The organism is Mycobacterium ostraviense, from assembly GCF_002705925.1.
Lineage (GTDB): Bacteria > Actinomycetota > Actinomycetes > Mycobacteriales > Mycobacteriaceae > Mycobacterium > Mycobacterium ostraviense.
Map to the genome: position 1 here is coordinate 1559669 of NZ_NKRE01000001.1, position 13561 is coordinate 1573229.

The following is a 13561-nucleotide window of genomic DNA, read 5'->3' on the forward strand; positions in this document are numbered from 1 at the left end:
GCCGGCCCTCGATCGCTTCTTGCCACCAGATCCAGCCACACGCTAATTGTCCTACACCGCAAGGCAAATCCGACGCAACGACTCACTCTATTACCGAAACATCTTTAATGTGGTCAGAGCCGGGCACTTCGGCGCGAAAACGCACCGATCCGAATCCGTCGGCGGCCGGGTCAGCGCCCAGGCCAGGTGTTAACCAAGCACCTGACCGCCAATGTTGTCTCGGTTCACATAGTGGCTAAGACCATTCAGCTCCCCCAGCATGCCAACGGGGATCCGTCGAGGCGTCACCCACATACACATGCCCACCGTCAAGATGAAAACTCGCGGCGTTGGCGGCAAGATCGGTACCCGGGCAGCCGATCAGCACCGCATCGTTCGCGTGCATCTGATCCAACGCAAACGCGTCGGCCACCGTCGTCGAACCATATGAGTGGCCTAGCACGGTGACGTGCTGACCTGCGCCGAGGTGGGTGGCCCACAAACCATTGACATCCTGCGCCAAGGCCTGACCGCCGGTTCGCGCCAGCTCCGAGGTGGAAATCCGCTGAACGTCGTTGAAGTCATTGGGAGCGTCGTAGCTTTAATCGGATGAACGCCATCCTCGCGATTCCATGCCGCCTCAAACCGACGACGCGCTTCCTCGAATGCTGCGTCGGCCTCAGCGGTGCAGCGACCGGCGGCATGAAACGCCTCCGCCAGATCAGAAATCTGCGCCGGGCGACCAACTTGCAGACTGTGGTTGATCGCCCAGGGATCGCCGCCGGCTTCGGCGATCAATGCTGGGATACTTAATTTATGTAGCGCAGCTGCATCACACGGCCCGTTCTACGAATCGGTATTGCGTTGCATCGTGGCACCTTTCCCGAGCCGGCTGCAAGGCACTATCTCGACTGCGGTACCAGAGCACATCTGAGCGTGCCCGCACTGGCGCTGTCACGGCACGAATTACCCGATTCTCGAGTTTGCCTACGACTGTGGGGATTCGGCGGCAGCGCGCCTCACTTCATCCCTCGTAGCGGCATGACGGCGGTCCACGGCCAATGCCTCCTCGACAATCTGCGAGCGTCCGTACCAACTACCGCCGGGTGCGACAGTCGCCCGCACCGACGCGGTGGACACCTGATAGCCGTTGCATAGCCCACTGCCAGTCGATTCGCTCCTGTTCCAGACGCACGCGTTCACCCAACCCATCCCCGACCAGATCCGAATAGAGGTCCTGCTCGTCAGGCGTCAGTCGCGTCAGAATCGACGTGCCCGGACGGTCCTCGGTCACCCAACGGTCGCGATGGGCGAGCAGCGTCGCACGGTTCATCAGCACCGAACGCGCTTGCGGAAGCCACGCCCGCAGCCGGTCGAGAATGGCGAACCCATGGGTATCGATGTCTCCCCAGTACAAGACCTCGGCTTCCGCCAGCCATCCCAGCCTACCGACACTGTCGACGTCAAAGCCCTTCCCCCACAGCACAACACAGTCCTCGGGGACGTCGACACTCAGATAGCTGATCTCGTTCTCGATGACCAGAGCCGCCCGTGGCTCAATCCTGAGCTGTGCCAACTCCTCAGAGCGCACCGCCAGCTCGGTGAGCGGAGCCGGCAGGCCCAACGAGGGCGCGTGCCGCAGTCGAACCATCGGGGGCTTCGACCGGAGCCCAAGTCCCGCAAGGAATCCCGCGGCTGTCGATGAAACGCCCAGCATCGCCGCCAAAACCGGTCGGTGCTGCTCGGCGAACTTGGTGTCAACGCCAGGTGCACTGATCTCGCGCAGATACCGATTCGATTGACGGTGACCGTCGAGCCACACATAGGCCGCGATCAGCTGCGGCATCTCAAACCCCAGGCCGAGCGCGTGATGCGGATGGTTCACGATCCACTCTCGAACCCGCGGATGTCCTTGTGCGAGAGCCAGGAGCTCGTCGTAACGACGAACGGCAGTCGCTACGCCCAAGAGCGCCCAGGCCTGCTCGGATGAGGACACCACCGCGCGGACGGGCAGCTGGTTACGGCCGATCCGCCTGCCGCCGATCGATTGCCACTGCAGGGTGTATCGGCGATCGTCACGACGGCCAGTGTCCAGTGCGGCTACCCACTCGCGGGCGGCGGCGATGTCATCGCCGACCTGGGACGGTGTGGGGCCACGTAGTGGCACTTCGATCGGATCAAAGGGATCGCCGTTGGCGTAGGCACGTAACAGCGATCCGTCGTCCCACCGGCGTCTGACCCTGGCGGCGATGTCATCCGGTGTGGTCCACCGGGCACTCATGGCCGCCGCCCGTCACGTCGTGTCCGGTACTCCTCGATCGTCATCGTCTGGAGGCGCGAGAACGTTCCGGTCTGATTGTCGACGAATCCGATTGCCTTCACGTACGGCTCGATGACGTGAACCTTCTGCAACGGCGTGACGATGAGAAGTTGCAGCCCGAGCGTCGCAAACAGGTCCAGCGCGTAGCGCGTCGACACGTCCGAACCACGCCCGAACGCTTCGTCGATGACCGCGAACCGGAAGTCGCGTGACTGCGCGGCGCCCCATTCGAGCCCGAACTGATAGGCCAGCGACGCCGCCAAGATTGTGTAGGCGAGCTTTTCCTTCTGGCCGCCGGACTTGCCGTCGGAGTCGCTGTAGTGCTCCCACTCGACGTCGGTCTCGACGTCGCGCTCGGAGGCCGAAAAGACGAACCAGTTGCGCACGTCGGTGACCCGTCGGGTCCAGTTCTTGTCCGATTCGGCATAGCTGGCACGACCCCGAAAACGCTCGATGATCCGCTTGACGTCGAGGAAGCGCTGCTCGGAGTATTGGTCGCCGTCGACGGCGAGGCTGTCGTTGGTCAGATTGCGCAGGTCCGCACGGAACTGCGCAATGTCCTGGTTGGTGGTGGGCTCCTTCTCCAACCGGATGAAACGACCCGGGTTGTAGGGCACCGCGCCGAGCGCCTCGTTGATGCGGTCGACGCGCTCGTCGATGCCCGAGGCCTGCCGGTGCAGCCAGTTGTTGAACCCGGCCAGCTCCTGGATGGCGTTCTTGTTGAGCTGCTCTTTGAATTCGCTCTCGAAGCGCGGGAGATCGTCGGTCGCGATGCGGTCTCGGAACGCCAGGAACTCTTGGCGGGCTTCAACATTGGCGTCCATGTCCGCGCGAAGTTCGGGCCACCGGATCAACACCTTGAGCATCGACTGGATCAGGCTCTGGGCATAGCCGCCAAGTTCCTTGTTAAGTCGGTCGATACGTTGATGGAGATCAACTGCGAGAGCGTTCTCGGTGTCGGCGCAGTCCGCTGACCGCGTCGGGCAGTTCTTCCCCAATCGCTCGGTGAGGGCCGAGTACGATTGGCGGGCTGCCGCCAGCTGTGCCTCCGGCTGGTTCGCGACGAGTTCGTCGTCGCGATTCTTGTCCCGTTTTGCTTGATTTGCTTTCGCGGCAGTGGTGGCCAGCTTGCCCGTGAGTTGCTCGATCGAATTGGCCACGGCATCAGCTTGTTTGGCGTTGTCCTCGAGCGCTCGGGCGATCTCTGCCAAACGCGATGAGCCGGCCTGCAACCGAACCCGTTCGGCGTCATAGTCGTTCGCGCGCGACTGGGCCTCGTCAACGTCGAGATCGGACCAGGAGCGGAATCCTTCGATCCGAAGGAGTGCGTCCAGCCTTTCCTGCAGCGCATCGCGCAACCCGCTGAGCCTGGCCTGCTCGGATGCTGCGGCCTCGCGCTCGGTCTCCAGTTCGGCGAGCTCGGTGCGCAGCGCGGCGATCTTTCGTTCGTTGGCCCAGCCGAGAACCCAACGACGAGGGTCGTCGACGCGATACCGGTCGTCCTTCTCGTGGCGCTCACCAGAGCGCACCTGGCCCTCGCGGGTAACCGCCCGCCGCTGGCCGCGGAACTCCTCAAGGCTTGCCGCGCAACGGAAGTCGGCTCGCTTCGTGAGCTCGTTGATCAGGTACTCGCGGAACGGGCCGTCCTTGACGTCGATGCAGTCGGCAAGTAGCAGCCCGTCATGGTCCGGCGGCTGGAGGCGTACCCGTTGCCGGGGAACCCTTTCATAGACTAGCTTGGCGCCGGCCACCTTGCCCCCACGGCCGTGGAACGTGAGCCGTCGACCATTCACCCAGCCGGCGACAGCGTCGTAGTGCAGCTGCGGCACCAGCAGCGAGAGGGCAAACCCGCGCAACACGCGTTCGGCGGCCCCCCGCCAATGCGCGTGCTCGTCGAAGACGTCGAGAAGCTCACCCGCGTAAGGAAGATCCGCCGGCGTCAGCCCGAGGGCCGCGCACAGCTCGGCGCGCACCTCGACCTGCTCGACGGGCAGGTTGCTGGTGCGCTGCTGCAGGCTGGTGAGCTCATCAGTGATGTGACCGCACTTGCGTTGCAGCACTTTCTCGCGCCCGATCGCTTCGGCGCTGGCTGCGTCGAGGTCTCGTTTCTCGGCTGCTAGCCGCGGACGCTCGGCGGAAACCAGAGCGGATAGGGCGGTGAACTCCTGGCTGCCGGTGACCGCCTTCAGGCCGGCGCTGGAGACGGCGGCGTCGAACAAAGTCCTGGTACGACGGCGTGTTTCGGCCTGGTCCCGCGCCTCGCGGGCGAGGCGTTCCAGCTCGCCGATGCGATCGCCGCCCGCTTTCGCGCGCTCCTCGATGAGGGATTCGCGTTCGCGCGTGAGCGTCTGCTGCCTGGCTTTGGCGATGTCCTGCTCCTGCCACAGGGCGGCGCCGTCGGTTTCCAGTTGCGCGATCTCGCCGGCCAGCAGATTCGACCGAAGCTCTGCGATGAAGAGCCGCACGGCGGATCGCTCGCGCTCCCGGGCGTCGCGCTCGGCGAGAGCATCGTCGTACTTGGCCGCCGTTGATACGACGGGCTCGAGCGCTTCGAGTTGCTCCCGCGCCCGCTTGACGGCATCGTGTGCCCTGGTCAGGTCTTCGAAGTGGCCAATAATGTCACAGACGCGCGGACTGGCGTCGCTGGGTTCCAGCATGTGGTCGCGCACAAAATCGTTGAGGTTGCCCACAGACTTCAGCGAGACGGTTTGGTGGAACAGCTCGAGGGCCTGCTCCGATCGGATACCCAGTAGCCGACGCAACGAGGCTGCGTACTTGGGGAATTCGTCGAAGATGTCGGCTCCGGCGGCTCGCAGCCGCTTGCGCAGATCCCGTAGATCGGAGCCGAAGTCGGCGAAGTCCGTCGCGATCGACAATTCTTTTGTCGCTGTGACCAAGAACCGGTAGGGCTGTCCGGTGCTCTCGCGCTGCTGGAAGACCTGGGCCAGGGTGACCGTCTCGTCGTAGCCGTGGTTGGTGAAGACTCCGAGGATCACCGAGTACGTTCGCCGGTTCTCGCGCAGGCCCTTGGCCCGGGATTTTCCGGTGGCCTCATTGCGCTCTGACTTGTAGTGGCCTTCAACGTAAGAACGCAGGGTGCGTTCCCTGGCCTCCGCGCCGGCGGCCTTGTTGTAGGCGGCCTTGTGGGACGGCACCAACAATGTGGTGAGTGCGTCGACGATCGTCGACTTGCCCGAGCCGATGTCACCAGTGAGCAGTGCGGTATCGGTGCCAGGAGTGAACCGCCAGACGTGGCTGTCGAAGGTACCCCAGTTCAACAACTCCGCGTGCTGTAGCCGGTAGCCGGCCCGCCGGGTGTCCCCAAGATCGCCTGTCGCAGAAAGTGTTTCACTCATCACTGGTCACCGCCCCGGCGTATTCCCGCAGCTTGGCCGCAAAGTCCGACAGGGTCTGGGCGTCGACGTAGGCCTTGAGGATGCGCCGGACCTCCCAATGGTCGCGTTGACCGCGTAGTTGGCGCAGGAAGCCCAGTTCGGCGGCCTTCTTGATCGTCGTCTCGGCCTGGTCCACGACTCGTGCGTCGTTGGTGGACTCGGCCTGGAACAGACGCAGCATTTCCACGATCTGCTCGGTGGCGAGAACCAATCGGCCCTCACCCCCAGTCGTCTCGAACTCGACCAGCCTCTTGCGCAGCAGCACCAGGAGCAGGCTGACGTTGTACGTCAGTGCCCGCCTGCGCACCAGGCGCGGGAGCGCCTCATCACCGTCTTGCTCTGACCGGGAGCGAAGATAGGCGTAGCCTTCGGCGTCGTCGATCACCACGTCGACGCCGATGGTGCCGAAGTGGTCTCGCACGCCGGCGCTCAAGCGCTCCAAGGTCAGCCAGGTGTCCTCGTCCGAATCGCGGTAGACGACGCCTTGCATCAGCCGGATGATGGCGCTGGCGATCGCATGCTCGTTGCTCATCGTCGCCGCACCGTCACCTTCGGCAGCCTCGCCCGCTTGGTGACGTCCGGGTCGGCAGGGTCGCAGTATTCCAGGAGCGTCTCGCCGGCGTCGTCCATGTCGACCGTCACCTCCTCGTCGTTGAGTGCCAGGTAGCCGACGATCTCTGCCGCACCCTGCTCGATAGGGTGGGCCGCGACGATGTCGGTCAACAGAGCCGAAGAGTTCTCCGGCAGCACATCGCGGATGGTCTCGATCAAGCGTGCTTGGTCGATGAAGGTCTGGGTGAAGAGCAGGTCGGTGTCGACCTCCTCGGTCTCCGGGGGGATGTGGCTCTCGACCGCGACGGCTGCGGGCGGCTGGTAGAGCGGGCGCTCGAACGGAAGCGCGATCTCGATGCCCGGCTGGTCGAGTTCGAGCCCGAAAGACGGTGGGTCGCCGCGGATTTCGAGCGCGGTGCTCTCCACCGCTCTGACCAAGTCGAGCACTCGCCGGTTCTCCAGCCAAACCTGGTCATCGAGGAAGCGGCGCAGTTGTTCGGATATCTGCCGGACGGTGCGTTGCGCTCGATCGGCAGCTTCAGACCAGTCGTGGTGAATTCCGCGAATCCGATGGTCGGCTTCGATGAGCTTCAGGGTGGACACCTTGGCCAACAGTTCGGCGAGTTCGGCCTGGCGCGACTCGGAGAGCAGGAAGTCATAGAACGCCTGGAAGCTGCGGCCCTGGTCTGAGCCTGCGATCTGCGAGCGGCTTCCGACCAGCTCGGCAAGCAGTTCGCCCTTGGACCCCTCCCAGGCCGCGATCTTCTCTCGCGCGGCCCGGTCGAGGAGCCGGAAGTTCTCTTCGACCTCGCGAAAGTCCGAGAGCAGTTCCCGCGCGGTGGTGGCGAGTTGTTGGTAGCGGTCGCGGACTCCGGTCGCATCCAGCACGTGGACGACGCCGGCCTCGACGGCCGCGATCTCGGCGTCGAGTTCGTCGCGGCGGCGCCGCAATTCGGCCAGCCGCACCTCGGGTTCGACTTCGGTTCCGTGCACGATCTGACGCAGCAGCTCGACGACGGTGTGCAGCCTGGACTCGGTCCCGACGAAAGACCTGCCCTTGAGGCCGATGACCCATGCGTAGGCCTTCTCGAACGCCGGCGTCACCTCATAGTGGACTTCGTCGTCGCCGGCCGGGTAAAACCGTCGCAGATACGCGGCGTCGGTGGCCGCCCAATCCTCCAGATAGGACCGAGCGTCCTTGGGAAACCGTTCCTGCCCGTTCTCGGTGGGGATCTCGGCGTTGAGTGCGTACAGGTGGTCGTCCAACGCGGCGGCGACCTGGCTCGCTGGGCACGCGCCGCGGTTGCCCTCGACGAAAAACACCCCGAGGAACGACAGGATCAGCGTGGCGTTGCCGGCACGAAGCAGCCGCCAAGCGGGGTGCCGCTCCCGCAAGGCGTCGATCGTCGCATATTCCACGAGTGAAGCGTAGGCAAGGCCACCGACAAGTTCGGGCGCACACTCCGGAAGGGCCGTGATGCGACGATCGCCCCTGGGTAGGCCCGGCTGTCCTTGGCCATGAAAAGTCCGGCTGGCCCGCGAATCACGGGTTGGGCATTCGCCGCTGCGACACGGCCGGGTCGGCCCGGCCGCCGTGGCCCTCAACCCCGATGATGTGGCGTCGAAATCGCGGCCGATCCGCTTCTCGGGCGAGCACTACGGACGGTGCTGCCCACTGACACACGAGCGCGGCAAAGTGATACCACGTTAGTGGGCTATAGTCAGCACATGCGACTGCACATTACCGTCGATGACGAGCTCGTTGCCGAACTCGACCGGCGGGCCGGAAGCCGGAGGCGCAGCGCATTCATCGCAGAGTTGATTCGCCGCGGCCTCGACGACGAGCGGCGATGGGACGATATCGAGGCAGCGCTTGGGGCCATCCCCGACGAGGGCCACGAATGGGATGACGATCCCGGCGAATGGGTCCGCAGACAACGCTCCGACCGGCGTCGCGTTGGCTGACGTGGCGAGGATCCTGTTCGACTCGACCGTTCTCATCGACGCTCTGCGCGGCCGCCCGGCGGGCGAACGACTGCGCGCTCTGCGCCGACAAGGTGACGAGCCGTGGACCTGTGTGATTTCGATCGAGGAGATCTGGCGCGGACTGCTTCCGGGCGAAGATGCCATAGCACAACGACTGGTGCGCGGCCTACGGTGTGCACCGTTGGGCCCGACCGAAGGAATTCGCGCTGGAAGCTGGCGCCGCCAGTTCGCCGAACGCGGGATCACCCTTCACCAGGCCGACTGCCTGATCGCCGCGGCGACCGCCGGCATTAATGCACGCTTGGCGACAGGCAACCCCGCCGACTTTCCCATGGACGACATCACGATCGAGCACTGGCCCGTCGGACACTGATTCTGCGGCGCGGCTAGCGGGCGCACCACCGACCACGTTCCAGAGCGACCGACACTGTGTGGTGGGCAACTGCGATCTCGAGTTCGGGCCAACAGCTCGCGCCTCGAGCCGAGGACCCGCTATACCGACTAGCCTGGCGGCGGTAGCAGTGGCGGACGGCATACGTTGGCGGCCGGATCCCACCACCAGCCGTTGTCGCATGCCAGCGGTTGCGGCCCGACACCCAGCGGCCGGCATACATTAGCGGTCGGGTCCCACCACTGGCCCGGCTCACATGCCAAGGGTTGTGGCCCAACGCCCAGCGGCCGGCACACTTTGCCCGTCGGGTCCCACCACTCGCCATCCGCACATTCAGCCCAGCTCACTGCCGGCCTAGCGAACGTCACAGCGGCCATCGACGCCAACGCCACCATGATGCCGGGAACCAGATGACGAACGACCGTCCTCATTGCAGGCCCTCCCTAGTGTGCTCGACCTTGGCCAGCCCTCCAGCTTGTGTGTCTGGCTGGCGTATACATCATCGAACCCAGGCTGGGCATGAGGGTCAAGACCATCCTGCTCGATGAAGCCACTTACCGGCCCGTCGGGACTGCACAATGCCAGCTGAAGCCTCAACCGGTCCGGGCGGCGGCTATCGTGAATTCCGTGACGACAGCTACCTAGCTAGCACTGAGCGTCCGAGTAAATCGCGCCTTGGCAAACGATGACCGAAGCACCGCCGGAGCAAGGGAATGCCGTCGTGCTCGGCAAAAGCGACCGTAGTCGATCTGCGCTTCGCTGCCCGGCGGCCCTTCGCCGCGCGACACGCTCACCCGAGCACGAACCACCTCATCGGCGAAATTCGATTCGCTCAGGCGGGCACGACTCATCAATGGCTAATGAGGCCGGCCTCGGACCGTCGAGCGGTGGCCGGGTTGGTCGGTTTGCTTGCGGTCACGCGTGAGTTGCGTGGGCGGTCCGACGCCGGCCCAGGTGCTCTGTCGCTTCAGTGCGAAAGCGGCGGCGGTGGTGGTTCCCCCGATGTGGTGACAGCACCTCGGGTTGCAGAGCAGTCTGGTGCATGACGGCCGGGTGGCCGTGGGAGGTGTGCGATGGCGACGAGGCTGGTGACGACGAGCGATCTTCTGGCTGGGCATGTGAGCCTGGACATCGAATGCCTGGACCGGATTTACCTCAACGGGTACGTGCCCAACCTGCAGGTCGGCGGGCAGGTGGTGCAGTTCTTGGCGGCGCGGGGATTCCCGATCCCCTCACCGGCGGTAGTCAACCGCAACGGGGAACGATTCCGGGAGGCGGTGCGCCGATTCGCCGCGGACAATCACATTCCGGTGGTGCGCTTCGCCAAGGGTGACCGCAAGATCACCATGATGAGCAAACACCTCGCCAGCCAGGAGCTGACCGGTAGGTCCGGGGTGGCAGCGATCGGGGTGGCCCAAGAGTTCCAGCGAGTTGCCACCTGCACCACCAAGCCGGCCCGCAATGGTGGGGCGCCGCACTTCGGGTGGGATCGGGCCGACCGGTGAGTGTCGTGTTTGTATTTCTACCTCTGGGATGAGGACTTCGGCCCGGCGTTCATCAAGATCTGCACCTACTTCCTGTACCCGATCAAGGTGTGGCTCAACGGCCACGAATGGGCCAAACGCCAGGCCACCAAGGCCGGGATCGGGTTCACCCCCCCTGGCCAACGGCTTCGCCACCTGCGCCGATCCGGTTGCGCTGCAGGCGATCTGCGACCGGATCGGCCCCGGCACCATCGGGGTGTTCTTCGAACGCTGGATGTCACGGCTGCCGTTGCCGCTGGGACCGGCCGATCGCGCTGCGGGGTATTGGTGGGAACTGTCGATGCGTCAGATCGAGGTGTCGCGGACCCTGGTGTTCGACCGGCCCCGTAACGGGCGGATGTTCTTTGAGGCGCTGGTAGCCGACAATCTCGACCTGGGCCGCCCCGAACAAGTGGAACTGATCTTCGGGCCGGGGCCAGTTCTGCGGCGTCCACGCTGGTGCGTATCACATAGATGCCGTCCAGAGCGGCTTCTGCGTCGATCGCGGCTTGATTGCGGTGGTAGGTGAAGCTGTCATCACTAATGGTGGTGTCAAAGTGCTTGGCCACCTTGTATTTTCCGATCACTTTGCCCACAGCTTTGCCGATATCAGCCGCGCCAGCCAGGCGGCCAGACTGCACCCGGCTTTTGATGGGCCCCAGCAGTTTCTCGGTGGCGGCCAGTAGGTTGTGGCGTTTACAGGCACGCTGGGCGGCTAATAGTGGGTTGCGGCAGGCGATCAGCCGTTCACCGGGATAGTCGGGATGAACGATCTCGACGAGGTCCTGGGTATCGAACAGGCTCATCTGCAGTGGGCCTTGGTCGGCGGCCAGCGCAGCAATCTGCGGGGCGCGTAGCGCGGTGATCCACCAATCCGTAGTAGCCCGCATCTGATAGGTGCACTCCTCGATCGATTCTCCAACGCCAGCAAACGTCGATTATCGTTGAGGCAGTGCACCTTTCACGTTCACGACACACCTCAGCACCGAATTGCGTGAACTATCGAGGCCTCGGCGTGCACGACGATACCGAGCTGGCGCGGGGTCCAGTCCGTGGTGTGCTCCCAGCGATAACGGATCGTGTCCAGCGAGTTCCTCAACTCGACAGCGACCTGCTCAGGTGCCACACCGATGTTGAGTTCGTGTCTTCGCCAAAACCCCCGCCCAGGCCCATATATCGCCGTAGAGCCGAGCGTGGAGATCCCGCAGGAAGAAGTCATTCAGCAGCTCGTCGAGATCTAAGGTGCCGTCGAGCACCGCCATGAGGAGTTCTTCTGTCACTTGCTCTTGCACAGCCTGCTCGAGGTCGTAGATCGCGGCCTTGCTGATGGGCCGCTCGAACAGATCCCTGATGTGCGGTGAGGTTCCGCAAGCTCGTCGTCGGGAAGCGGGGTGTCTCCGTATCCCGGCGTCAGCGGCATCAGGAGCGAGGCTGTCGCTCAGCGAGAAACTTCTTCGCCGACGCCGACCGCACGTAGCCGGCTGGGACTGTCCGGTTCTCCAGCTTCGCCGAGGCCTTGGTGGATCGCACGGCGATGCGCTTCACGACGTCTTTCTTCACAACGCGACGCGCCACGACCCACACCTTCCTACCGGTGATCTCAAACGCCCATCTTACCGCCGGGCGGGCGCACGCGATCCAGGCTGCGACGCACTCGTTACCGACGCTAATGTTCCCAAGAGTGTTCCCATCAAGGCATGAAAATGGCCCCCGGAGGAGTCTCCGGGGGCCACTTCCACTAGTAGCGGGGACAGGATTCGAACCTGCGACCTCTGGGTTATGAGCCCAGCGAGCTACCGAGCTGCTCCACCCCGCGTTGGTAAACGCAAGGTTACCCAACTCGTGCGGACCTTCCAAATCGCGTGCTCGCTAGCGTTGAAACACCGGCTTGAAAATCCGTTGCGCCGGCCACTCCACTACGAATACCGTCCCATCAGCCGACCCCCAAGACCCCACGCTCCCGGAGACCGCCATGCCCGAACACCTCGGGCCCAAGCTGTTCAACTTCGCCACCGAAATCGCCGGCGACACCGTCGCGCAAGCAAAACTCACCGCATCCACGGCGTTCGTCCACCCGCACGTCTCACTCATGCCCGACGCCCACCTCGGCAAAGGCTCGGCCGTCGGCACCGTGATACCCACCAAGGACGCCGTGATTCCCGCTGCCGTCGGGGTGGACATCGGCTGCGGCATGGTCGCGGCCAAGACACGGTTCACCGAGCAGGATCTGTCAGCCCGGTTCGGCGACTACCGCACAGTTACCCGCGCTGCGGCGCCTGGTAGAAGACGCGATCCCGCTGTGGCCCGGCAACTACAACAAGAGCTTGCAGCGGTTCCCGTTCACCGCCAAGAAGCACAACGAGCTCCTGCAGCTACAGAAGGACCTCGACGTCGATCTATCACACAGCCCAAAGTGGATGCAGCAGTTGGGATCTCTCGGCGGTGGCAACCAATTCGTCGAACTCTGTCTCGACACCGCCGACAACGTCTGGCTGTTCCTGCACAGCGGCTCGCGCGGCGTAGGCAACAAGATCGCCCAACGGCACATCAAGATCGCCCTGCAACGGTGCTCCGCCGACCCCGGGATCAGGCTGCCCAACCGCGATCTGGCGTTCTTCAAAGAGGGAACGGCCCGAGTTCGTCCGCTACATCAAGGATTTGGAGTGGACACAGCGCTTAGCCTATCTGAACCGGGCGGAGATGATGGATCGCTTCATCCACGTCTTCGCCTCGTGGCTGGGTGTGCAACCGCAACGCGTAGAGTCCGAACGCATCAACTGCCACCACAACTACACCGTCCCGATGAAGATCGGCGGCGAAAGCGTCTGGCTCACCCGCAAGGGCGCAATCGACGCAACCGAAGGCAAACTAGGCATCATTCCCGGTTCGATGGGCACCCGCTCCTACATCGTGCGCGGCAAGGCAAACCACGACGGCCTATGGTCGGCCCCGCATGGGGGCCGGTCGCCGGTTCAGCAGGACCAAGGCCAAGCAACTGTTCACCGAACAGGATCTGGCCGCCGCGATGGTCGGCATCGAATACCGCCACGGCAAAGAGTGGATCGATGAAATCCCGCAGGCCTACAAGGACATCGACCGCGTCATGGTCGACGCCGAGCCGCTGGTCGACATCGTGACTTCGCTGCGACAGATCATGAACGTCAAGGGGCAGTGATCGCCGCGGCCCAGCCCTACTTGGCGTTGTTGAACTTGGTGATCGCCTCGTCGAGCCGCTGCAGCGCTGACCCGTAGGCCGCGAAATCACCCTTCTTCTGGGCGTCGCGCGCCGCACCGATCGCGGCCTGAATCTCTTGCAGCGCAGCGGCTTTGGCCGGCGACAAGGTGGCGGTCCCATCCGGAGGCGGTGGCACCACGGCCGTCGGCGGCGGGGTTCCCGGTCTGTCTCTTATACACA

10 protein-coding genes, 1 tRNA gene and 6 pseudogenes are annotated in these 13561 nt (G+C 64.2%); 7 read left to right on the forward strand and 10 right to left on the reverse strand.

What is annotated here, in order from left to right; translation table 11 throughout:
- Nucleotides 1–106: 106 nt before the first annotated feature.
- From CDN38_RS07000 to CDN38_RS07025, 6 genes and pseudogenes are all read right to left on the reverse strand, one after another.
- Nucleotides 107–577: pseudogene (locus CDN38_RS07000) on the reverse strand (alpha/beta hydrolase); the annotation flags it as partial.
- Between the two features lie 5 nt (nt 578–582).
- Nucleotides 583–786, reverse strand: a pseudogene (locus CDN38_RS32890) (putative alpha/beta hydrolase); the annotation flags it as partial.
- A 289-nt stretch (nt 787–1075) separates the two neighbouring features.
- Nucleotides 1076–2260 carry a Wadjet anti-phage system protein JetD domain-containing protein gene (locus CDN38_RS07010; protein ID WP_075509064.1) on the reverse strand — a complete coding sequence of 395 codons (1185 nt, stop codon included), beginning with the start codon at nt 2258–2260 and terminating at the stop codon, nt 1076–1078.
- The gene (locus CDN38_RS07015) at nt 2257–5655 is read right to left on the reverse strand and encodes an ATP-binding protein (protein ID WP_075509065.1); all 3399 of its coding nucleotides are present in this window, start codon (nt 5653–5655) and stop codon (nt 2257–2259) included. Before CDN38_RS07015 ends, CDN38_RS07010 begins: the two co-directional genes overlap by 4 nt.
- Complete coding sequence (locus CDN38_RS07020) at nt 5648–6226, reverse strand: DUF4194 domain-containing protein (RefSeq protein ID WP_075509066.1); 579 nt, start codon at nt 6224–6226, stop codon at nt 5648–5650. Before CDN38_RS07020 ends, CDN38_RS07015 begins: the two co-directional genes overlap by 8 nt.
- Nucleotides 6223–7665, reverse strand: coding sequence for a DUF3375 domain-containing protein (locus CDN38_RS07025; protein ID WP_075509067.1), 1443 nt, complete (start codon nt 7663–7665; stop codon nt 6223–6225). The genes CDN38_RS07020 and CDN38_RS07025 overlap by 4 nt, the downstream gene beginning before the upstream one ends.
- A gap of 309 nt (nt 7666–7974) precedes the next feature.
- Here CDN38_RS07025 and CDN38_RS07030 point away from each other — a divergent pair, with 309 nt between their 5' ends.
- Both CDN38_RS07030 and CDN38_RS07035 read left to right on the forward strand, forming a co-directional pair.
- Nucleotides 7975–8211 carry a hypothetical protein gene (locus tag CDN38_RS07030; protein ID WP_075509068.1) on the forward strand — a complete coding sequence of 79 codons (237 nt, stop codon included), beginning with the start codon at nt 7975–7977 and terminating at the stop codon, nt 8209–8211.
- A gap of 1 nt (nt 8212) precedes the next feature.
- On the forward strand, nt 8213–8605 hold the full coding sequence (locus CDN38_RS07035) for a PIN domain-containing protein (RefSeq protein ID WP_075509069.1): 393 nt from the start codon (nt 8213–8215) through the stop codon (nt 8603–8605).
- 128 nt (nt 8606–8733) lie between these two features.
- Here the strand turns inward: CDN38_RS07035 and CDN38_RS30480 are convergent, their stop codons facing one another.
- Nucleotides 8734–9054, reverse strand: coding sequence for a hypothetical protein (locus tag CDN38_RS30480; protein WP_082276917.1), 321 nt, complete (start codon nt 9052–9054; stop codon nt 8734–8736).
- Nucleotides 9055–9696: 642 nt separating this feature from the next.
- Between CDN38_RS30480 and CDN38_RS29945 the strand changes: the two genes are divergently transcribed.
- Complete coding sequence (locus CDN38_RS29945) at nt 9697–10128, forward strand: hypothetical protein (RefSeq protein ID WP_204903238.1); 432 nt, start codon at nt 9697–9699, stop codon at nt 10126–10128.
- 446 nt (nt 10129–10574) lie between these two features.
- On the opposite strand, the pseudogene CDN38_RS30485 reads toward CDN38_RS29945, so the two are convergent.
- Both CDN38_RS30485 and CDN38_RS07055 read right to left on the reverse strand, forming a co-directional pair.
- Nucleotides 10575–11015, reverse strand: a pseudogene (locus tag CDN38_RS30485) (IS1634 family transposase); the annotation flags it as partial.
- 873 nt (nt 11016–11888) lie between these two features.
- A tRNA-Met gene (locus tag CDN38_RS07055) sits at nt 11889–11962 on the reverse strand.
- A 156-nt stretch (nt 11963–12118) separates the two neighbouring features.
- On the opposite strand from CDN38_RS07055, the pseudogene CDN38_RS32370 reads away from it, so the two are divergent.
- The 4 genes and pseudogenes from CDN38_RS32370 to CDN38_RS31710 form a co-directional block, all read left to right on the forward strand.
- Nucleotides 12119–12475, forward strand: a pseudogene (locus CDN38_RS32370) (RtcB family protein); the annotation flags it as partial.
- 88 nt (nt 12476–12563) lie between these two features.
- Nucleotides 12564–12710, forward strand: a pseudogene (locus CDN38_RS31700) (RtcB family protein); the annotation flags it as partial.
- A gap of 94 nt (nt 12711–12804) precedes the next feature.
- Nucleotides 12805–13035, forward strand: a pseudogene (locus tag CDN38_RS31705) (RtcB family protein); the annotation flags it as partial.
- A 64-nt stretch (nt 13036–13099) separates the two neighbouring features.
- Nucleotides 13100–13321, forward strand: coding sequence for an RtcB family protein (locus CDN38_RS31710; RefSeq protein WP_368773212.1), 222 nt, complete (start codon nt 13100–13102; stop codon nt 13319–13321).
- A gap of 16 nt (nt 13322–13337) precedes the next feature.
- On the opposite strand, the gene CDN38_RS29330 is transcribed toward CDN38_RS31710, so the two are convergent.
- On the reverse strand, nt 13338–13561 hold a 224-nt coding region (locus CDN38_RS29330; protein WP_204903239.1), incomplete at its 5' end, for a hypothetical protein.